Below are 19,482 nucleotides of genomic sequence, written 5' to 3' on the forward strand. Positions count from 1 at the left end.
CGTCTTATGCTCGACCCGCGCAAGCTCCACCTGCTCCGCGAACTCGCCCAGCGGGGCACCATCACCGCCGTGGCCGAGGCCGCCAACTTCACCCCGTCAGCCGTCTCCCAGCAGCTCAGCGCCCTGGAACGCGAGGCCGGGCTGCCGCTGCTGGAGCGCACCGGCCGCACCGTGACCCTGACCCCGGCCGCCCGGGTGCTGGTGACCCATGCGCGGGCCGTACTCGAAGAGCTGGAGCGCGCCACCGCGGCGCTCGCGGCGATGAGCGGCGGGCCGGGCGGGCCGCTGCGGATCGGCGCGTTCCCGTCGGCGGCCCGGGTGCTGCTGCCCCGGGCGCTGGCCGAGCTGGGGAAGGCGCATCCGGCGCTGGAGCCGATGGTCTCCGAGATCGACCCGGCCGACGTCTCGGCCGCGCTGCGCGCCGGGGAGCTGGACGTGGCGCTGGTGCACGAGTACGACTTCGTACCGCCCGTCGTGGACCCGGGAATCTACGCGGAGCCTTTGTTCGAGGAGACGATGTTCCTGACCAGCCGGCCCTCGATCCGCGCCGCGAGGAACGACCCGTGGATCATGAGCAAGCCGGGCACCTTCTGCCACACCATGGCGATCCGGGCCTGCCAGGCGGCCGGGTTCGAGCCGCACGTGCGTCATCACGTGGACGACTTCGACACCGTCCTCGCCTTCGCCTCCGCCGGTCAGGGCGTCGCGCTGGTGCCCGAGCTGGCCGCGCAGGCACCGCCGCCGGGCGTGCGGCTGACCCCACTGGCACTGTCGCGCCGCACGCTGGTGGCCTTCCGCAAGGGGTACGGCGAGCATCCCGCGATCCGGGCCGCCGTGGCCGCCTTCCAGGAGGCGCTCACCACCCCATGACGGCGTCCATCACGGCCTGGGCGCTGGGCTGGTCGGAGGCGTTGTACTCGCCGGCGGTGATCGCGACGACCAGGTCCTGATCGGGCACCAGGCACAGGCGCTGCCCGCCGTTGCCGAACGCGGCCCGCCAGGTGTCGCCGAGGTACCACTGGTAGCCGTAGCCGGTCCCGTCCTCCAGGGTGACCCGCGGCGTCAGCATGCGGGTGATCCATTCCGCGGGCACCAGGCCACGCCCGCCCTCCAGCACGAGTTGCCCGAGCGCGGCCAGGTGGCGCGGCGCCATCCGCAGGCCGGAGGCGGGCGAGGGCACCCCGTCGGCCCCGCGGTTCCAGGCGGCGTCGATGCCCAGCGGCGCCAGCAGCGTGTCACGGGTGAAGGCGTCGAGCGTGGTGCCGGCGCCCTTGGCGATCAGGTGCCCGATGAGGGCGGAGGCGCCGCCGCAGTAGCTCCAGCGGGTGCCGGGCTGTTCCACGGCGGGGCGTTCCAGGATGTAGCGGTAGCGGTCGGGCGCCATCTCCATGGCGATCTCGCTGTTGGCCGCACTGGTGTAGGGAACGCTCTCGTCCCATTCGAGCCCGAGCGTCATGGTCAGCGCATGCTCAATCACGATATTTCCCTTGTCGCCGGAAATATCGGCGTACTCCGGGAACGCGGCCGCCAGCGGCGTCTCCGGATCGGGCACCAGCCCCTTCCCCAGCGCGATGCCGTACACCAGCGCCGTGATGCTCTTGCTCACCGACCGCAGATCGTGGAGCGTGTCCCGGTCGAACTCCACGACGCCGAGCGAATGGCTCCACAGGAAGTCCTCGCCCTTGCCGTACCGCTCGAGAACCGTCCGCCCGCCGCGCAGCACCACGAGCCCGTGCACCCCGGGCGCCCGCCCGTCACGCAGGACTTCGTCAACACGCTCTTCCATCACAACGCCTCACCAAGGGTCAGGGCCGGTCATGGTGACAGACCGCCTCCAGCATGAATCCAAACGGATCCACCCAGAACGTCGCATAGTAGGGCGGCGGATATTCCGGGAAATTTCGTGGCTTGTGGAGAACGTTGCCCCGCATCCCCACCACCCAGTCATGCACCGCCCGTACGGCGGAGCGGCTCCTGACCATGAACGCCAGGTGCTGTAACCCGGCCCGATGCCGGTCGTAACCGCCCTCGGCCAGCGCCGGATAGAAGAACAGATACGTCCCCGGCTTCCCCCCGGCAGGACGAAAGGCGAATTGATCGGCCGCGTCAAGGTACATCTCGAAGCCCAGCAGGGGCATCAACTCGTCGTAGTAGACCCGCGCCGCGGCAAGGTCGGAAACGTTGACTCCGATGTGACCGATCATCGCTAGATATTGGCCTAAGTCGGACGCAGTTCGTGCAGGATTTCGTCAGCCCATGCGATCGTGGCCCGTACCTGCGCCTGCCCCAGCCGCAACGCGTAACTCCCGAACTTCGGATTCTCGGCAACGGGCGGCAGGCAGACCAGATAGTCCAGCCGATCCCGCGCCCGCGCCCTGATCCGCTCGACGGCCACGATCGCCTCGTCGGCGTCCAGCAGCGGCAGCAGAAACGCCAGCAGCGCGGTCTCATTCCGCTGGACCATGACCGGCTCCCGATCGGCCAGCCACTCGTGGAGCAGCCGCGTCCCCTCGCCGGTGATCGTGTAGTTCTTCCGCCCCCGGGCACCCTCGGCTTCGACGGAGACCAGCCCGTCGGCCGCCATCTTCACCAGCTCGGGATAGATCTGCGTGTGCCCGGCCTGCCAGACGTGGTTGAGCGACACCTCGAAGAGTTTGGCCAGGTCATACCCACTGGCCGGGCCTTTGGCGGCGAGCAGGCCGAGCAACGCGATCCGCAGCGACATGACCCTCAGCATACCCAAGGCTTGACATGTAAGAAGTTACATATCAATCTTCACAGGTGACAAATGACACGAAGCTGCTGGCCGCCGCCCTCGGCGGCATGTTCCTCGCGATGCTGGACCAGACGATCGTGGGCACGGCCCTGCCCCGCATCACCGCCGAGCTAGGCGGCACCGGGCTGTACACGTGGGTCGTGACCGCCTACCTGCTGACCTCCACGGTGACGATGCCGCTGTACGGCAGGCTGTCCGACCAATACGGCAGGAAGCCCCTTTTGCTGATCGGCATGGCGGTCTTCGTGGCCGGATCGGCGCTGTGCGGCCTCGCCCAGGACATGACCCAGCTGATCGTGTTCCGCGCGCTCCAGGGCCTCGGCGCGGGTGCGCTGGTCCCCTTGTCGCTCGCCCTGGTGCTGAGCATGTTCCCACCCGCCCGGGGCGGTGGCAGGGTGCAGGGCGCGATCGGCGGCGTGATGGCGTTGAGCTACCTGGCCGGGCCGTTCCTCGGCGGCCTGTTCACCGACCACGCGAGCTGGCGCTGGGCGTTCTACGTCAACGTGCCGATCGGCCTGGTGCTCCTGGCCGTCGTCGCCAGGTACCTGCCGCACCACCCGGGCACCGGCCGCGTCCGGCCCGACTACCTCGGCATCGCCCTGTTCAGCCTGGCCATCGGCGCCCTGCTCGTCGGCCTGACCGAGAAGGGCCTGGACGGCAACGCCTGGACCAGCCCGCCCGTGCTGGTGCCGATCGTGTCCGCGCTGGTGCTCCTGGCCGCCTTCGTCCTGGTCGAACGGCGTGCCGCCGCGCCCATCATGCCGCTGCACCTGTTCGCCAACCGCGGCTACACGCTGATCAACGCGACCTCGTTCTTCACCGCGTTCGTCATGTACGCCGGCGTGGTCTTCCTGCCGCGCTACTTCCAGGAGTCGCTGGGCCAGAGCGCGACCGACTCCGGGCTGAGCATCTACCCGCTGATGCTCGGCATGCTGGCCGGCAGCTGGGTCATGGGCGCGCTCATGACCAGGACCAGGCTCTACAAGCCGTGGCTGGTGGCGGCGCCGGTGCTGATGATCGCCGGGACCCTGCTCTGCCTGAACCTGACCCAGCACACCTCCACCTGGCAGCTCGTCCTGTGGATGGCGCTGATCGGCCTCGGCATGGGCCCGATGATGTCCGGCCTGACCGTGGCGGCGCAGGCCGCCGTCCCGCCGGAGTACCTCGGCACCGCATCGGCCAACCTGAACTTCTTCCGCCAGATCGGCGGCTCACTCGCGCTGGCGCTGGCCGGCACCGCCTACACCTCGGTGCTGACCACCGAGGCCCCGGTGCACGGCCTGCCCGCCGCGCACGCCTCGGCCACCGCGCTCGTCATCCCCGTCCTGGGCGTGACCGGCGCCCTGATCGCCCTGGTCGCGCTGGCCGTCATGCCCAACAAGCGCCTCACGGCCGATTCACCCCGGCAACAGCCGGCATCAGCCGTCGCCTGAGAACCCGCTCAGCATCTCTCAGGTACGGCACAGCCACCGGGACGCAGGGTGAAGGCATGGATCAGTTGCTGCGGAACCCGTCGATCGTGCAGGGCTTGCGGAAGGTGGAGGCGCGCATCGAGCGCCTGGGCGGCTCCTCGGCCCTGTCGGGGATCAACGCCGGCGCCACCCGGGTGATCAGCGCGGGAGGCAAACGGCTGCGGCCGGCCTTGACCCTCGCCACCTCTCTGGCCCTGGGCAAGGCACCGGATCGCCGGGTCATCACCGCGGCCGCCTGCGTGGAGCTGATCCACGCGGGCTCGCTGGTGCACGACGACCTGATGGACGGCGCGGCCGAGCGCCGGGGTGAGAAGACGCTCCACTCCGACCTGGGTTTCGGCAAGGCCCTGCTCATCGGGGACTTCATGCTGGCCAGGGCGGGCCTGGCGGCGCTCACCTCGGTGTCGCGGCCGGTTGCCGAGGTGCTGGCGAACACGGTGGTGGAACTGGCGGAGGGCCAGTACCTGGAGACGGCGGAGCTGTTCGTGCCGCACCGGAGCGAGCAGTCCGCGCTGCGCTCGATCACCGGCAAGACGGCGGCGTTGTTCCGCGCGAGCTGCCTGGTGGCCGCCGTCTGCGCGAAGGCCGCGCCGGAGGACCGGGCCAGGCTGGCGGAGTACGGCGAGAAGTTCGGCCTGATCTTCCAGATCATGGACGACCTGCTGGATCTGACGGCCACTGGCGAGCAGCTCGGCAAGCCCGCGGGCACCGACCTGAGGCAGGGCGTCCGCAGCCTTCCCGTCATCCTCTCGAATACCGATATTTCTCTAGAGAGGGGAATGACCGATGACCAGATCGCTGAAGCTTTGACCATCCTGCGCCAGAGCAAAATGATCGAGAACACCGTCGAATACTGCCGGGGATTGGCCGCCGACGCCTTCGCCGCGCTGCCCGCCATCCGCAACCACGAGATCGCCGGAATCCTCTACGGACTGCCCACCTCATACATCGACTCGGCGCTCAGAATCATCGCTCGACCTGCGTTGACCCCATCACGTTAAGAATTGTTGGAATGATTGGCAGGAATCGCGGTCAAAGCCCGGAAAGTGTGCTCATACTGGATCTACCAGGCCACCCAGGAGCACGCTCATGCGGAAGTCATCCCCCTCAACGGGGCCGCTCGAGGCGACCCACTTCCTCCAACTCGCCGCCGTTGACTTCAGCGGCATCTACCAGGTTCATCTGGCCGCCAAGGAAGAACGCCTGAAAATGACCAGGCTCGCCATGAGCCTGCTGTCAGTGCCCTTCCTCGCCACCATCGCGCTGACCAGTGCCAAGGTCGTCAGTCCCCAGCAACTGACGACCTGGCAGTCGGTCCCGCCCTACCTGTTCGCGCTGGTGGCCGCGTTCGGCCTGCTCGGCGTGCTGCCGTTCCTGCGCCTGATCGAAGCGGTCAACGCGCACGGCAGGACGGCCAGAGCCATCAACAACTTCCGCCTGCTGTACACCGCGCAGTTGAAAGACGACCTCGATTGGACGCCCAATCTCCCGGTCGACCCGCGTTTCCCCGAAACGTACGCCCCGCTGACCTGGCCGGGCATCAACGTGATGATGATGGCGATCGTCAACTCGGTCTACCTGACCGTCGGCGTCACCGGCCTGGCCAAGCAGTACCCCAACACCGTCCTCCTGCTGACCAGCATCCTGCTGGTCGCGCTGGTGCACTACTCGATCTACTACGTGCGCTGCAACGTGACCCGGCGGCGCCGGCTTCCCCACAACCCCTACCAATTCCCCAATCTGGAGACCTGAATGGACAGCCCAGTGCAATGGGCGTCATGTGGGGAGGCGTGGATCGGCCTGATCCGCCATGTCTGGATTTCCGGCGTCCCGGCCGAGGACGACCGGGGCCCAGTGATCGAGGGCCCGCCCATCCTGCTCGAGATCACCGGCCCGCGCGCCTGCGACCCCATCGTCGAGCAGTACGGCGATGCCGCGAAGCTGGCCCTGTACACCAGGAAGTTCACCGAGGACACGATCGTCGAGCCGTTCAAGTACAGCTACGGCGCCCGGATCAAGGGGCAGCTCACCTGGGCCGCCGATCTGCTTCGGGCCAGGCCGTACAGCAAGAGCGGGTGGATCTCCCTGACCACGCCCGGCGAGCCCTACGACTCGGTGCCCTGCCTGACCGGGCTGGCCTTCCGGATCCGGGACGGCAGGCTCCACATGACGGCCACGTTCCGATCGCAGAACGCCTTCACCAGCTACCTGAACTACCTGCCGCTCGCGGAGGTGCAGGCTGAGATGGGCCGCGTTCTCGGCCTGCCGCCGGGGCCGATGCGGGTGTTCGTGGACGTGCCGCATCTCTACCTCGCCGACGCCGGGGCGGCTCTGCGGGTGATGCGGCCGGCCTTCGCCCGCCTACTCTGAGCGCTTGGCGGCCTCGACCATCCAGGTGGCGAACCACGGCCCGCCGTACCAGAAGCGCCAGCCGAGGTTGCGGCGGCGCACGTTGGCGGCGCCGAGGTCGCGCAGGACCGCCTCGTACTCCTCGGTGCGCTGGAAGTCGGCGATCAGCAACCGGCCACCGGGGGCGAGCACGCGGTATGCCTCGCGCACGCCCTCCGCGCGGCCCTCGGCCGCGGCGATGTCGTGGAGGGCGAGGCTGGAGACGACGACGTCGAAGGCGCCCGCGGCGAACGGCAGCGCGCGCATGTCGCCGGTGACGAGGTCCACCCGGTCGGCGACGCCTTCCGCGCCGGCGTTGGCGCGGGCGGCGGCGGCGCGGTTGCCGGTCTGGTCCTTGGCCTGCCACAGGTCGAGACCGGCCGCGCGGCCTTTTTTGGACAGGCGCTTGGCGGCGGTCATGAGCACGGCGCCGCGCCCGCAGCCGAGGTCGAGCACGCGTTCGCCGCCGTCCAGGTCGTCGAGTTCCCGTTCCCAGACCGCGAACTTGCCGCGGCGGGTGGTGTAGGCGTAGCTCAGCGCGCTGGCCAGGGTATAGAGACCGCCGAGAAGGAAGGCGACGCCGGCGGGCGCGACGTCGAAGGCGAAGGAGACCACCGTGAGGGACAGCAGCACGGCAGCCCCCGCGATGAGCCCCGCGAAGGGCCAGGGAGCGTCGAATCCATATGTTCCGCGTCTCACCTTCACGTTATATCGCAAGTTCCCGTTGCCGTGAATTGACGGGCCACAATCCGGGTTTTGCATTAAACATCCCTAAACCGTTACTAAACTGAGATGAATTAGCTCAAGACGGGGGTCGACAGGGGATGGCAGCCAGAGAGCGCGAATTCAGCCTCGGAACCAGCATCGTGCTGACGATCGGCTCCGCCGTGCTGTGGGGCGTGGCCCATCTCGCCACCGGCCGCCGGCGCACGGGACTGGCGCTGATGACCGTCTACGCGGTGCTGCTGGCCTCCGTCCTGACCATGGTGACCGTGCTCGGCAGCCACCTGCTGTCGCTGGCCGTGCAGCCCGGCTGGCTCACCGCGCTGACCGTGACCCTGATCGCGGTCGCGGTCGCCTGGTCCACGGTGATCCTCTGGTCCTACGCCCTGGTACGGCCGGCCGTCGGCCGCAGGGCCACCACGATCCTCGCGGTCGTCCTGTGCGCCGCGGTCGTGGCGCCGACCGCCTATGCCGCCCGGCTCGCCTACGTCTCCCGCGACGTGGTGACCAGCCTGTTCGCCACCAACACCGCCCCGATCGTCACCCAGGACCCGTGGAACGGCGCCGACCGGTTCACCATCCTGCTCGTCGGCGCCGACTCCGCCCCCAACCGGCCGGGCGTGCGGACCGACAGCATGACCGTGGCCACCGTGGACATCGCCACCGGCGCCACGACCCTGCTCGGCCTGCCGCGCAACCTGCAGAACGTGCCGATGCCCTCGGGCCCGGCCCGCGAACGTTTCCCCTACGGCTTCACCGGCGAGCCGCCCTACACCCCCGGCCTGCTCAACGAGGTCTTCCAGTACGGCGAGGACTACCCCGAGGTGGTGCCGGGCGCGCGCCGGGACGCGCATGGCTCGACCCTGCTGAAGCAGACCGTCAGCGGCATCCTCGGCATCCCGGTCACCTACTACGCGATGGTCGACATGCATGGCTTCGCCCAGATCATCGATGCGATGGGCGGGGTCAAGGTCACCATCAAGGAGCCCATCGTCTACGGCAAGTACCGCGAGGGCCTGCTGGCCGCGGGCACCCGCAAGCTCACCGGCGAGCAGGCGCTGTGGTACGGCCGCTCGCGCACCGACAGCGACGACTACGTCCGCATGGGCCGCCAGAAGTGCCTGCTCAACGCGGTCGCCAAACAGGCGGACCCGATGACCGTGCTGAACAGCTTCGAGAGTCTGGCCACGGCCACCAAGCGGGCGATCTCCACCGACATCCCGCAGAACCTGCTGCCCGCGCTGGTGGACCTCGCGCAGAAGGTCAAGGACACGCGGATCAGGAGCCTGAGCTTCGTGCCCCCGCTGATCAGCACCGTCTACCCGGACTGGACGCTGATCCGCCGGAAGGTCGCCCAGGCGATCGCCGACCGCCCGGAGAACAAGACCGCCACCGCGCCGGGCGAGCGCCCGGAGGCCACGCTGACGCCCAGCACAGACCGTCCGATCACGCTCGACGAGTCCTGCGGCTAGAACGACCACCCCTAAATTCCTACTTGACGTGCGGGTTTTGAGCCCGTTTCATATAGCCAAAAGCGACTTGATAAGTAGGAAAACAGGGGTAAGCCCATGAACACTCGCAGGGTGCTCGCCGCGCTCGTCGCAACCGGACTGACCGCGCTGATCGCAGCCTGCGGGAGTGGCTCAGGCTCAGGCTCCACGGACGGCGGGGGCGCCGCGGTGGCCAAGGAGGTTCGCCTCGGCTACTTCCCGAACATCACCCACTCGACCGCCCTGGTCGGCGTCGAGAAGGGTCTGTACGCCAAGCACCTCGGCGTCCCGGTCAAGACCAGCACCTTCAACGCCGGGCCCGCCGCGATCGAGGCGGTCTTCTCCGGCGCCATCGACGCCACCTACATCGGCCCCAACCCGGCCATCAACGCCTGGTCGAAGTCCCAGGGCAAGGCCATCAACATCATCGCCGGCGCCGCATCCGGCGGTGTCTTCCTCGTGGTCAAGCCGGAGATCAACAGCGTCCAGGACCTCAAGGGCAAGAAGATCGCCACGCCGCAGCTCGGCAACACCCAGGACGTGGCGCTGCGCTACTGGCTGCAGGAGAAGGGACTCAAGACCGACACCAAGGGCGGCGGCGACGTGCACATCGTCCCGCAGGAGAACGCCCAGACCCTGCAGACCTTCGCCACCGGCGACATCGACGGCGCCTGGGTGCCCGAGCCGTTCGCCAGCCGCCTGATCCTGGAGAGCAAGGGCAAGATCCTCCAGGACGAGCGCGAACTCTGGCCGGACAAGCAGTTCGTGATCACCCACCTGATCGTCAGGCAGGAGTGGGCCAAGGCCAACCCGGACCTGGTCAAGAAGCTGCTCCAGGCGCACGTCGAGGCCACCAAGTTCATCAACGACGACCCGGCGGGCGCCGCCCAGACCGTCAACGCCGCCATCGAGAAGCTCACCCAGAAGCCGCTCAAGCCCGAGGTGCTCCAGAGCGCGTTCAAGAACATCACCTTCACCAACGACCCGATCGCCACCTCCCTCACCGCCAGCGCGGACCACGCGGTCAAGGTCGGCCTGCTCAAGCCCGTCGACCTCAACGGCATCTACGACCTGAAGCCGCTCAACGACGTCCTGGCCGCGCAGGGGCTGGAGGCGATCAAGTGACCGCCCAGCTCGTGGAGAAGGGCGTGGCGGTACAGCTCACCGCCGTGTCCAAGGCGTACGGCGACCTGCTCGCCCTCGACCACGTCTCGCTGGCGGTGGAGCCCGGCGAGTTCGTCTGCCTCCTCGGCGCCTCCGGCTGCGGCAAGAGCACCCTGCTCTCCCTCGTGGCCGGACTCGACCAGGTGACCGGCGGCGCCATCTCCACCGGGGACCACGGCGTGGCCATGATGTTCCAGGAGCCGGCGTTGTTTCCCTGGCTGACCGTCTCGGGCAACGTCGAGATGGCCATGCGCGCCCTGCCCAAGAGTGAGCGCCGCCAGAAGGCCGCCGAGTTCCTCGACGTCGTCCACCTGGGCGACTTCGCCAAGCACCGTCCTCATGAGCTGTCCGGCGGCATGCGCCAGCGCGTCTCCCTGGCCAGGGCGCTGGCGCAGTGCGCGGCGCAGGGCTCCGGCGTCCTGCTCATGGACGAGCCGTTCGGCGCCCTCGACGCCATGACCCGCGACCTGCTCCACGACGAGCTGGAGCGCATCTGGCGCGAGCGTGCGCTGTCGGTCCTGTTCGTCACCCACAACGTGCGCGAGGCGGTCCGGCTCGGCGACCGGGTGGTGCTCCTCAGCAGCCGTCCCGGCCGCGTGGTCGAGGAGTTCCCGGTACGGCTGGCGCGGCCCCGCCGTACCGACTCCGCGGAGGTCGCCACGCTGGCGGGCACGATCACCGACAGCCTGAAGCAGGAGGTCGCCCGCCATGGCCGTTGACAGCCATGCTCGGCAGATCTCCGGGCTCGACGCGCTGGAGCTGAACCGGGAGAAGAAGGTCGGCATCGGGGCGCGGCTGTGGGGCAGGGCGTGGCCGATGCTCACGGCCGTCGCGCTGGTGCTGGTGATCTGGCAGCTCGTGGTGCTGAGCGGGCGCTGGCCGGAGTACGTGCTGGCCGGGCCCGGGGCCACGTTCGGCGATCTGTGGCACCGGCTCGGCACCGCGGAGTTCTACCAGGCGCTGGCCACCACGATGCGGCGGGCGGTGACAGGGTTCGCGCTGGCCGTGGCGGTCGGGCTGGTGGTCGGGGCGGCGGTCTCGCGGGTGAAGGTGCTGCGGGCGGCGTTCGGGGCGCTGATCACCGGGTTGCAGACGATGCCGTCGATCGCCTGGTTCCCGTTCGCGATCCTTCTGTTCGGGCTGACCGAGAGCGCGATCACGTTCGTGGTGATCCTGGGCGCGGCCCCGTCGATCGCCAACGGCCTGATCTCCGGCGTGGACTACACCCCACCCCTCCTGCTGCGGGCAGGACACGTGCTCGGCTTCCGCAGGCTGCAGCTCTATCGGCACGTGATCCTGCCCGCCTCGCTGCCGTCGTTCCTGGCCGGGCTCAAGCAGGGCTGGGCGTTCGCCTGGCGCTCGCTGATGGCCGGTGAGCTGATGGTGATCATCGCCTACCAGGCGTCGCTGGGTGAGCAGCTCTCGATCGCCCGCGAGCTGTCCGACTCCCCCGGGCTGATCGCCACGATGATCGTCATCCTGGTCATCGGCATCGCGATCGACGTGCTGTTCGAATCGGCCGACAACGCCCTGCGCCGCCGCTGGGGGCTCAAACAGGCCTGATTCCGCGATTCCCGCCAAAGCTTCCTCGGTGCCGGCCACCGTGTGCCATGATGACCTCCGCGAGAACGAAAACGGTTTTCATCATCACGAGGAGGCTTCGGCGTGCGGGTGGCATTCGTGGGTAAGGGCGGCAGCGGCAAGACCACCATGTCCGGGTTGTTCGCCAGATACGTGGCGGGCCAGGGCAGCCCGGTCGTCGCCATCGACGCCGACATCAACCAGCACCTCGCGCTCGTGCTCGGCCTCGCCGAGCAGCCCGAGCCGCTCGGCGCCCGCCTCACCGAGATCAAGGACTGGCTGCGCGGCGACAACCCGCGCATCCCCTCGGCCGAGGCCATGGTCAAGACCACCCCGCCCGGGCGCGGCTCACGGCTGCTGTCCTTCGACGACCTGCCCTACAGCATCCCCACGCCCGAGGGCCCGCGCCTGATGGCCACCGGCCCGTTCGGCGAGGAGGACCTGGGCGTCGCCTGCTACCACTCCAAGGTCGGCGCGGTCGAGCTGCTGCTCAACCACCTGGTCGACGAGGCCGGCGAGTACGTCGTCGTGGACATGACCGCCGGCGCCGACTCCTTCGCCTCCGGGCTGTTCACCCGGTTCGACCTGACCGTGCTCGTGGCCGAGCCCACCCGCCAGGGCGTCTCCGTCTACCGCCAGTACCGCGACCACGCCGCCGACTTCGAGGTGCCGATCGCGGTGATCGGCAACAAGGTGCACGGCGACGGTGACATCGGCTTCCTGCGCGAGCACGTGGGCGACGACCTGCTGACCTGGATGGAGCACTCCTCCGCCGTGCGCGCGCTGGAGCAGGGCCGCCCCTTCGCGCTGCCCGACCTGGAGCCGCACAACCTCGACGCGCTCGCCGTCCTCCTCAAGCACCTCGACGCGCAGCCCAAGGACTGGGACCGGTTCGGCCGCCAGACCGCGGAGTTCCACCTGCGCAACGCCCGCGCCTGGGGCAACGCGCGCACCGGCCTCGACCTCGCGCTGCAGATCGACCCCGAGTTCAGGTACGGCAGGGCCAAGTAGACGACTGTCGCCCTTCCGCCATCTGGAGCCTTCCCCGGCTCCCACCTAGCGTCAGATTAATCCCCTTTCTTCCACAGTGAGGAGACAGCATGTCGCTGACCGTTCCGAACGATCTTCTCGATCAGGCCAGAGCCGGAGACGTCGACGACGCGGCCTTCGTCGCCTGCGTGCGCGACTCCCTGCCCTATGCCTGGTCGGTGATCAGCGAGCTGGTCCAGCAACGCGGTCAGAGCGGGGCCGAGTTCGCCGACAACCAGGTGCCGCCACCGTCCGAGGAGGCGCGGGGGCAACTCCTGCGCTGCCTCGCCAGCGACTCGATGCGCGGCGCGCTGGAGCGCCACTTCGGGGTACGGCTGGCCTTCCAGAACTGCCACCGGGTCGCCGTGTTCGACCCGTCGGCCGAGAAGGCGCTCGCCGAGTTCGTGACCCCTCGGGCGCAGATCCTCAATCAGAAGCCGGAGCTGGTGGACTGCTAGCAGATCCGGGCCCGGCGGTGTCGGCCGCCGGGCCCTTCACCTTGGGCAGGACTTCGGCGCCGAGGCGGCGGATGTTCTCCAGGGTCCTTCCCGGGCCGCCGCCTTCGACCATGAGGATGAGGTGGCGCAGGCCGGTGGCCTCGGCCGTGGCCAGGATGCGCTCGGTGCAGAGGTCGGCGTCGCCCACCGGATGCACCCGGGTCAGGAAGTCCACATATTTCGCGATATCTCGGGGTGCCCGCGGCCGGCCGTCCACGGTCACGTACCCGGCCAGTCCCGGCTCCAGCCAGCCCGGCATGGCCCGCTTCAGTTCCTTGACCGCCTCCTCGGTGGAGTCGCCCACGAACCCCACCGCCGCCGCCACATGCGCCCCCTCGGAGACCGCCGGTTCACCCGCGAGCGCGGTGTACGTGCGCAGCAGGGCCGCCTTCTCCTCGTCACCGATGTGCATGCCCAGCAGCAGCGGCAACCCCCGCGCGGCGGCCAGCGCCAGCGTCGCCTCCGAGGTGCAGGCCACGACCGGCCGCATGCGGGCGGCGGGCACCATCTCCACCTCCCGGAACCGGAAGAACTCCCCCGCGGCCGCGACCCGCTCGCCCGACAGCGCCGCGCACAGCAGGTCGAGCGCCTCGGCGAAGCCTCGCTCGTACCGCTCCATCCCGGTCCCGAGCACCTCCAGCTCCAGCCAGGGCCCGCCGCGCCCGACCCCGAGCGTGAACCGGCCGCCGGACAGGTGATGCAGCATCGCCGCCTGCTCGGCCAGCGCCACCGGATGCCAGGCGGACAGCACGCTCACGGCCGTGCCGATCCCGATGCGCCGGGTCCGCCCGAGCGCGTGCGCGGCCAGCGTGATGGCCGAGGGGCACACGCCGTACGACATGAAGTGGTGCTCGGCGATCCACACGTCGTCGAACCCCGCCTCCTCGGCGGCCTCGATCCACGTGGCGACCTGGGACAACACCTCCCCTGCGCCGGAGCCGGGGAACTGGGCGGCCAGCAGAAACACCCCGATACGCACGCCTTCGATGCTAACCGGGGTTGCGCGCATCATCCTGGATGTCTAGTATCCAGAATATGCGAATGAACGAGGGCGTCGAGTGGGCGCTGCACAGCTGCGTCAACATGACGTGGCTCGACCCGGAGGAGGCGGTGACGGCCAAGCGGCTCGCGGCCTTCTACGAGCTGCCCGCCGCCTACCTCAACAAACAGCTGCAGTCGCTGGTGAAGGCGGGCATCCTCACCTCCATCTCCGGCCCGCGCGGCGGGTTCAGGCTGGCCAAGCGGCCCGACCAGATCACCCTGCTCGACATCGTGACCGCGATCGAGGGCCGGGAGGACGCCTTCCGCTGTGAGAGCATCCTCCGCAAAGGTCCCGGCGGCAAGCCCGAGGTCGACTACCGCGCGCACTGCGAGGTCTCGATGACCATGCGGGAGGCCGAGCTGGCCTGGCGCCGGGATCTGGCCGGCAAGACTATCGCGGACATCGCCGCCACGGTCGCCCGCAAGTACCCCGAGGCCCCCGACGGCACCCGGGCCCGCTTCGCCGCCCTCCGCGGCTAGGTTCCACCAAGGATCCATTCCCGACGTCCGCCCTAATTCTGGATATCAAATATCTGAGAAAGTGAGATTAACCATGTCCGCTCGCATGACGATGACCACCGCCGCCGACGGCTACAAGGGCCTGCTGGGCGTGGAGAACTACGTCCGCCGCAGCGACGTCCCCCACAGCACCCTGGAACTGGTCAGGCTCCGCGTCAGCCAGATCAACGGCTGCGGCTACTGCGTCGACATGCACGCCCGCGACGCCAAGAAGGCCGGCGAGAGCGACGAGCGCCTGTGGTCGGTGGCCGCCTGGCGTGAGGCGCCCTACTACACCGAGGAGGAGCGCGCCGCGCTCGCCCTGGCCGAGGCGGCCACCCGGCTGAGCGACAACCCGGCCGGCGTCCCCGACGAGGTCTGGGACACTGCCGCCGACCACTACACCGAGGAGCAACTCGCCGCCCTCGTGATGGCCATCGCCGCCATCAACGCCTGGAACCGCATCAACGTCACCACCCGCCAGCCCGCAGGAGCCTGAACCATCATGCGCATCACGAACTTCGACGGCACCGTCCACCTGCCCGGCGACGCCGCCTTCCAGCAGGCCGCCACCCCCTGGAACCTCGCCGTCCGGCAGCCCGTCCTGGCCGTCGCCGAGGCCGCCCACGCGGCCGACGTGGCCACGCTCGTCCGCCACGCCGCCGAGCACGGCCTGACCGTCACCACCCAGCCGAGCGGCCACGGCGCCAGCGGCGACACCGAGGGCACGATCCTCCTGCGCACCGCCCGCCTCGACGAGCTCTCCGTGGACGGCCGCCTGGCCCGCGTCGGCGCCGGCGTGAAATGGGGCCGGGTGCTCGAGGCCACCAGCCCGCTCGGCCTGACCGGCCTGGCCGGCAGCACGCCCGCCGTCAACGTCACCGCCTACACCCTCGGCGGCGGCCTGAGCTGGTTCAGCCGGGCATGGGGCTGGGCCGCCGACAGCGTGCGCGCCTTCGAGATCGTCGACGCCGAGGGCGCGCCCCGCCGGGTGACCGCCGACACCGACGCCGACCTGTTCTGGGCCCTGCGCGGCGGTGGCGGCGACGTCGCCATCGTGACCGCGCTGGAGTTCGATCTGCACCCCTCCCCCAACCTGTACGGCGGGCGGCTCCTGTGGCCGGCCGAGCGCGCTCCCGAGGTGCTGGCGGCGTTCCGCGAGGTGACCGCGGAGGCGCCCGACGAGCTGACCGTCTGGCTGGACCTCCTGCAGTTCCCCGGCGGCGCCCCGCCGTTCGTCGCCCTCGACTCCACCTACCTGGGCCCGGCCCGCGCGGCCAAGGCGCTACTGGCCCCGTTCGCCACGATCGGCGGCCTGATCTCCGACAGCCACGCCGAGCTGCCGGTGCACGAACTCGGCTCCATCGAGCAGGAGCCCGTCGACCCGAGCCCCGGCCAGTCGCAGGCCGAACTGCTGCCCAGCCTGGAGCAGGCCCACGAGTTGCTGAAGGAGCCGATCGACCCGCTGCTCAGCGTGCAGATCCGGCACCTGGGCGGGGCGCTGGCCCGGCCCTCCGACAGCGCGGCGGGGCCGCTGGCCGAGCCGTACCTGCTGTACATGTTCGGCATCCCCGGCGCCGCCGACGTCGAGGGCAGGCAGATCGAGCTGGCCGCCGCGGTGAAGGGCACGGGGCGCAAGCCGTACACCTTCCTCAAGCCCGGTGAGACGGCGGCGCAGGCGTTCAGTCCCGCGGCCCACGAGCGGCTGCGCGCGATCAAGCAGGCGCGCGACCCGCACGGCGTCTTCCGGGCCAACTACCCGATCTAGCCGAAGAGCGACTCCTGGCCCTCTCCGACGAGAGGGTCGCGGTGTCGTTTCAGGTGCCGCCACTTCGGCAGGTCGTCGAGATAGGACCAGGACAGGCGGTGGTGGGGCGTGGGGCCGTGCTCGGCCAGGGCGGCCTGGTGGATGGGCGAGGGATAGCCGGCGTTGTCGGCGAAGCCGTAGTCGTCGCAGCCGATCGTGGCCATGTAGGCGTCGCGGCGGACCTTCGCCAGCACCGAGGCGGCCGCCACCGAGACGCTCACCGCGTCGGCCTTGACCTCCAGGCGGACCGGCCAGGGGGCGCCGATGTAGTCGTGGGCGCCGTCGAGGATCACCGCGTCCGGGCGGACCGGCAGCGCCTCCAGCGCCCTTCTCGCCGCCCGGGACAACGCCTCGGTCATGCCCAGCGTGTCGATCTCGATGTGGCTGGCCTCGCCGTACCCGATGCCCGTCGCCCAGGACTCCAGCTCGCCGATCAGAGCCTCGCGGCGGCGCTGGGTGAGCTGCTTGGAGTCGGTCAGCCCGGCCGGCGGCGCCGACAGGTCGGTGACCACCGCGCAGACCGTGACCGGCCCGGCCCAGGCGCCGCGGCCGACCTCGTCCACGCCGGCGACCAGGCGGGTGCTGGGCAGGGCGAGCAGGTGCCGCTCGATGTCGTAGGTGGGCGCCATGCGGCGAGGCTATCGCTCGGCCAGGCGCAGTGGCTCCAGGTCGGCGGCGATGACCCGGGCGGCCACGTGGATGGCGCGCAGGGTGATCGAGACCGACGGGCGGTGGACGCTCGACGCGCGGGCCACCGCGTGCACCTCCCGCCCGACCGGATCGCCGGGAAAGGTGCGTACGGCGATGCCGCGCACCCCGGCGGCCAGCGACAGGGCGGGCACGGCGGCGATGCCGATGCCCTTGGCCACCAGCGACAGGATCGTGCTCAGGCCCTCGAACTCCCACGGCGTCGGCCGGGTGCCGCCCACGGCCGCGAAGAGCCGGTCCGCGGCCAGGCGTGAGGGCTCGCCGTCGGGGGTGGCCATCCAGGGTTCGTCGCGCAGGTCGGCCAGGTCGATGGGGACGCCGGGGTCGGCCAGCCGGTGCTTGCGCGGGACCACCAGGACCAGCGGGTCGTGCAGCAGGGGGAAGACCCGGGTGCTGTCGCTGTCGCGGGCGCGGCCGTACCAGTCGTCGATGAGGGCGATGTCCACCTCGCCCGCCTGGACCTCGCGCATGCCGCGGCCCGATCTGCTCTGCCCGAGGCGGAGCGTCAGCTCGGTGTAGCGGCGCAGCGTGCGGGCGAGCGCGGGGGCGAAGGCGACCGCGGCGGTCGGGAAGGCGGTCAGCGTCACCCGCCCCGTGGGGCTGCCGGCATGGGCGGAAAGATCGGATTCCGCCTCTTCGACCATGGCCAGGATGCGCTCGGCATGGGCGACCAGGCGGCGGCCGGCGTCGGTGAGCTCGGCGCTGCGCGCGGTGCGGTCGAGCAGGGCGGTACCGGCCTCACGCTCCAGCGCGACCAGTTGCTGGGACACCGCGGACGGCGTGTATCCCAGAGCCGTCGCGGTCGCGGCGATGCTGCCCCGCCGGGCGAACTCGCAGATCAAGGTCAGACGACGCAGATCGAGCATCAGACTTCCTTATGCCTACCCACATGAAGCCTCGCTTGTACTTATGCCCTTATCCAATCACGCTGGGAACGTGACAACTACGACAGTTACCCTCTCAGCAACATTGGCCGCCAACGAAGACATCGAGCGAAGACGGCGCGCCGGGGAACGCGTGCTGAACCTGGCCTTCGGCGAGGCCGGGCTGCCCGTCCACCCGGCGCTCCGCGACAGGCTGGTCGCCGCATCCGATCGCAACGGCTACGGGCCGGTCGCGGGCGCGACCGGGTTGCGAGAAGCGGCGGCGGGCTACTGGAACAGGCGCGGCCTGCCCACCGACCCGTCCATGGTCGTCAGCGGGCCGGGCAGCAAGTCCCTCCTGTACGGCCTGCTCCTGGCGCTCGGCGGCGACATCGTGCTCACCGCGCCGAGCTGGGTCAGCTACGCGGCCCAGGCCGATCTCGTCGGCGCCCGGCCGATCCTGGTTCCTGCGCCCCGCGGCGAGGGTGGTGCGCCCGATCCGGACAAGCTGGTCTCCGCCGTCCTGCATGCCCGCGCCCGGGGCAGGACCGTGCGGTCGGTGCTCGTCACGATGCCCGACAACCCCACCGGACGGCTGGCGTCCCCGTGGACCATCCGGCGGCTGGTGGAGATCGCCCGCGACCTCGACCTGGTCATCGTCTCCGACGAGATCTACCGGGATCTGGTGCACGACTCGGCGCTGCCGTACCTCTCACCCGCCGACCTCGCGCCCGAGCGCACGGTCATCACGACGGGACTGAGCAAGAGCCTGGCCCTGGGCGGCTGGCGCATCGGCGTGGCCAGGCTGCCCAACGGCGCGGTCGAGCTGCGCGCGAAGCTGCTCGCCGTGGCCAGCGAGATCTGGTCGGCGCCCGCGGCCCCGGTGCAGGAAGCTGCAACCTACGCCTTCACCGAACCCCTCGAGCTCGTGGAGCGCGTCAACAGGAGCCGCCGGCTGCACGCGACGGTCGCGCACGCGGTCTACGACCGCTTCGTCGAGGCCGGCTGCGCGGTGGCCAGGCCGCAGGGCGGCTTCTACCTCTACCCCGACCTCGGCCACCTCGGGCTGGGCGGCTCCGCCCAGGTCACCGCGATCCTGCTCGACCAGCACGGGATCGGCGTCCTGCCTGGTCACGCGTTCGGGGACGACCCTTCGGCGGCCCGCGTCCGGGTGGCCACGAGCCTGCTCTACGGGGACAGCGCCGAGGAGCGGCTGACGGCCCTGAACTCGCCCGACCCGCTCTGCCTGCCCTGGATCGCGGAAAGCCTTGACCACCTGCTCATGGGCCTCAAGGAATTGTCGGTTCGACGGCCACGTGAACGGCAGCGCTCGCTGGTGTCACAGTTGGGCGAATCTTTGACCTGATTCTCCACGCCGACCTGCGGAAACACCCTACTTTCAGCAACCTGCACATGTTGACACGCGGCACGTGGTTACAGGTGTG

The 19,482-nt window shown here is 70.0% G+C and carries 22 protein-coding genes; 15 read left to right on the plus strand and 7 right to left on the minus strand.

Going from position 1 to position 19,482, the window contains the following annotated elements; all coding sequences use genetic code 11:
- The first annotated feature begins 6 nt into the window (after positions 1-6).
- Complete coding sequence (locus tag FVE25_RS46155; RefSeq protein ID WP_157253879.1) at positions 7-870, plus strand: LysR family transcriptional regulator; 864 nt, start codon at positions 7-9, stop codon at positions 868-870.
- On the opposite strand, the gene FVE25_RS46160 is transcribed toward FVE25_RS46155, so the two are convergent.
- Genes FVE25_RS46160 through FVE25_RS46170 form a run of 3 tightly spaced genes read right to left on the minus strand, consistent with a single transcriptional unit; the run spans position 857 to position 2,725 of the window.
- Positions 857-1,786, minus strand: coding sequence for a serine hydrolase domain-containing protein (locus FVE25_RS46160; protein WP_157253880.1), 930 nt, complete (start codon positions 1,784-1,786; stop codon positions 857-859). The two genes, FVE25_RS46155 and FVE25_RS46160, sit on opposite strands and share 14 nt — an antisense overlap.
- 19 nt (positions 1,787-1,805) lie before the next feature.
- The gene (locus FVE25_RS46165) at positions 1,806-2,204 is read right to left on the minus strand and encodes a VOC family protein (RefSeq protein ID WP_157253881.1); all 399 of its coding nucleotides are present in this window, start codon (positions 2,202-2,204) and stop codon (positions 1,806-1,808) included.
- Between the two features lie 14 nt (positions 2,205-2,218).
- Positions 2,219-2,725, minus strand: a complete 507-nt coding sequence (locus FVE25_RS46170) for a PadR family transcriptional regulator (RefSeq protein ID WP_157253882.1) — start codon at positions 2,723-2,725, stop codon at positions 2,219-2,221.
- Between the two features lie 56 nt (positions 2,726-2,781).
- On the opposite strand from FVE25_RS46170, the gene FVE25_RS46175 reads away from it, so the two are divergent.
- From FVE25_RS46175 to FVE25_RS46190, 4 genes are all read left to right on the plus strand, one after another.
- On the plus strand, positions 2,782-4,209 hold the full coding sequence (locus tag FVE25_RS46175; RefSeq protein WP_246268531.1) for an MDR family MFS transporter: 1,428 nt from the start codon (positions 2,782-2,784) through the stop codon (positions 4,207-4,209).
- 56 nt (positions 4,210-4,265) lie between these two features.
- Positions 4,266-5,249, plus strand: coding sequence for a polyprenyl synthetase family protein (locus FVE25_RS46180; protein ID WP_157253883.1), 984 nt, complete (start codon positions 4,266-4,268; stop codon positions 5,247-5,249).
- An 88-nt stretch (positions 5,250-5,337) separates the two neighbouring features.
- Complete coding sequence (locus tag FVE25_RS46185; protein WP_157253884.1) at positions 5,338-6,000, plus strand: hypothetical protein; 663 nt, start codon at positions 5,338-5,340, stop codon at positions 5,998-6,000.
- A complete protein-coding gene (locus tag FVE25_RS46190; protein ID WP_157253885.1) occupies positions 6,001-6,618 on the plus strand; it encodes a thymidylate synthase family protein in 618 nt (205 codons plus the stop codon).
- Here the strand turns inward: FVE25_RS46190 and FVE25_RS46195 are convergent.
- Positions 6,610-7,335 (minus strand): class I SAM-dependent methyltransferase, encoded by a 726-nt coding sequence (locus tag FVE25_RS46195; protein ID WP_246268533.1) that lies wholly within the window; start codon positions 7,333-7,335, stop codon positions 6,610-6,612. The genes FVE25_RS46190 and FVE25_RS46195 overlap by 9 nt on opposite strands.
- A gap of 125 nt (positions 7,336-7,460) precedes the next feature.
- On the opposite strand from FVE25_RS46195, the gene FVE25_RS46200 reads away from it, so the two are divergent.
- The 6 genes from FVE25_RS46200 to FVE25_RS46225 all read left to right on the plus strand — a co-directional run bounded on the left by FVE25_RS46200 (position 7,461) and on the right by FVE25_RS46225 (position 13,081).
- Positions 7,461-8,831 (plus strand): LCP family protein, encoded by a 1,371-nt coding sequence (locus FVE25_RS46200; RefSeq protein WP_181019930.1) that lies wholly within the window; start codon positions 7,461-7,463, stop codon positions 8,829-8,831.
- Positions 8,832-8,927: 96 nt separating this feature from the next.
- Positions 8,928-9,974, plus strand: a complete 1,047-nt coding sequence (locus FVE25_RS46205) for an ABC transporter substrate-binding protein (protein WP_157253887.1) — start codon at positions 8,928-8,930, stop codon at positions 9,972-9,974.
- A complete protein-coding gene (locus FVE25_RS46210; RefSeq protein WP_157253888.1) occupies positions 9,971-10,732 on the plus strand; it encodes an ABC transporter ATP-binding protein in 762 nt (253 codons plus the stop codon). Before FVE25_RS46205 ends, FVE25_RS46210 begins: the two co-directional genes overlap by 4 nt.
- Positions 10,722-11,576, plus strand: a complete 855-nt coding sequence (locus FVE25_RS46215; protein ID WP_157253889.1) for an ABC transporter permease — start codon at positions 10,722-10,724, stop codon at positions 11,574-11,576. Before FVE25_RS46210 ends, FVE25_RS46215 begins: the two co-directional genes overlap by 11 nt.
- A gap of 102 nt (positions 11,577-11,678) precedes the next feature.
- On the plus strand, positions 11,679-12,605 hold the full coding sequence (locus tag FVE25_RS46220; protein WP_157253890.1) for an ATP-binding protein: 927 nt from the start codon (positions 11,679-11,681) through the stop codon (positions 12,603-12,605).
- An 89-nt stretch (positions 12,606-12,694) separates the two neighbouring features.
- Positions 12,695-13,081 carry an SCO5389 family protein gene (locus FVE25_RS46225; protein ID WP_157253891.1) on the plus strand — a complete coding sequence of 129 codons (387 nt, stop codon included), beginning with the start codon at positions 12,695-12,697 and terminating at the stop codon, positions 13,079-13,081.
- Here the strand turns inward: FVE25_RS46225 and FVE25_RS46230 are convergent.
- A complete protein-coding gene (locus tag FVE25_RS46230; protein WP_157253892.1) occupies positions 13,050-14,099 on the minus strand; it encodes an LLM class flavin-dependent oxidoreductase in 1,050 nt (349 codons plus the stop codon). The two genes, FVE25_RS46225 and FVE25_RS46230, sit on opposite strands and share 32 nt — an antisense overlap.
- A 56-nt stretch (positions 14,100-14,155) precedes the next feature.
- Here FVE25_RS46230 and FVE25_RS46235 point away from each other — a divergent pair, with 56 nt between their 5' ends.
- The 3 genes from FVE25_RS46235 (at position 14,156) to FVE25_RS46245 (ending at position 16,427) form a co-directional block, all read left to right on the plus strand.
- Positions 14,156-14,641 carry an RrF2 family transcriptional regulator gene (locus tag FVE25_RS46235; protein WP_157253893.1) on the plus strand — a complete coding sequence of 162 codons (486 nt, stop codon included), beginning with the start codon at positions 14,156-14,158 and terminating at the stop codon, positions 14,639-14,641.
- A 73-nt stretch (positions 14,642-14,714) separates the two neighbouring features.
- Positions 14,715-15,158, plus strand: a complete 444-nt coding sequence (locus tag FVE25_RS46240) for a carboxymuconolactone decarboxylase family protein (RefSeq protein ID WP_157253894.1) — start codon at positions 14,715-14,717, stop codon at positions 15,156-15,158.
- Between the two features lie 6 nt (positions 15,159-15,164).
- A complete protein-coding gene (locus FVE25_RS46245) occupies positions 15,165-16,427 on the plus strand; it encodes an FAD-binding oxidoreductase (protein WP_157253895.1) in 1,263 nt (420 codons plus the stop codon).
- On the opposite strand, the gene FVE25_RS46250 is transcribed toward FVE25_RS46245, so the two are convergent.
- Both FVE25_RS46250 and FVE25_RS46255 read right to left on the minus strand, forming a co-directional pair.
- Positions 16,424-17,095, minus strand: coding sequence for a ribonuclease HII (locus tag FVE25_RS46250; protein WP_157253896.1), 672 nt, complete (start codon positions 17,093-17,095; stop codon positions 16,424-16,426). The genes FVE25_RS46245 and FVE25_RS46250 overlap by 4 nt on opposite strands.
- A 9-nt stretch (positions 17,096-17,104) precedes the next feature.
- On the minus strand, positions 17,105-18,040 hold the full coding sequence (locus FVE25_RS46255) for a LysR family transcriptional regulator (protein ID WP_157253897.1): 936 nt from the start codon (positions 18,038-18,040) through the stop codon (positions 17,105-17,107).
- 43 nt (positions 18,041-18,083) lie between these two features.
- Between FVE25_RS46255 and FVE25_RS46260 the strand changes: the two genes are divergently transcribed.
- A complete protein-coding gene (locus FVE25_RS46260; RefSeq protein ID WP_157253898.1) occupies positions 18,084-19,403 on the plus strand; it encodes a pyridoxal phosphate-dependent aminotransferase in 1,320 nt (439 codons plus the stop codon).
- Positions 19,404-19,482 lie beyond the last annotated feature (79 nt).

Origin of the sequence: Nonomuraea typhae, assembly GCF_009760925.1 — a bacterium.
In the GTDB taxonomy this organism is placed as follows: Bacteria; Actinomycetota; Actinomycetes; order Streptosporangiales; family Streptosporangiaceae; genus Nonomuraea; species Nonomuraea typhae.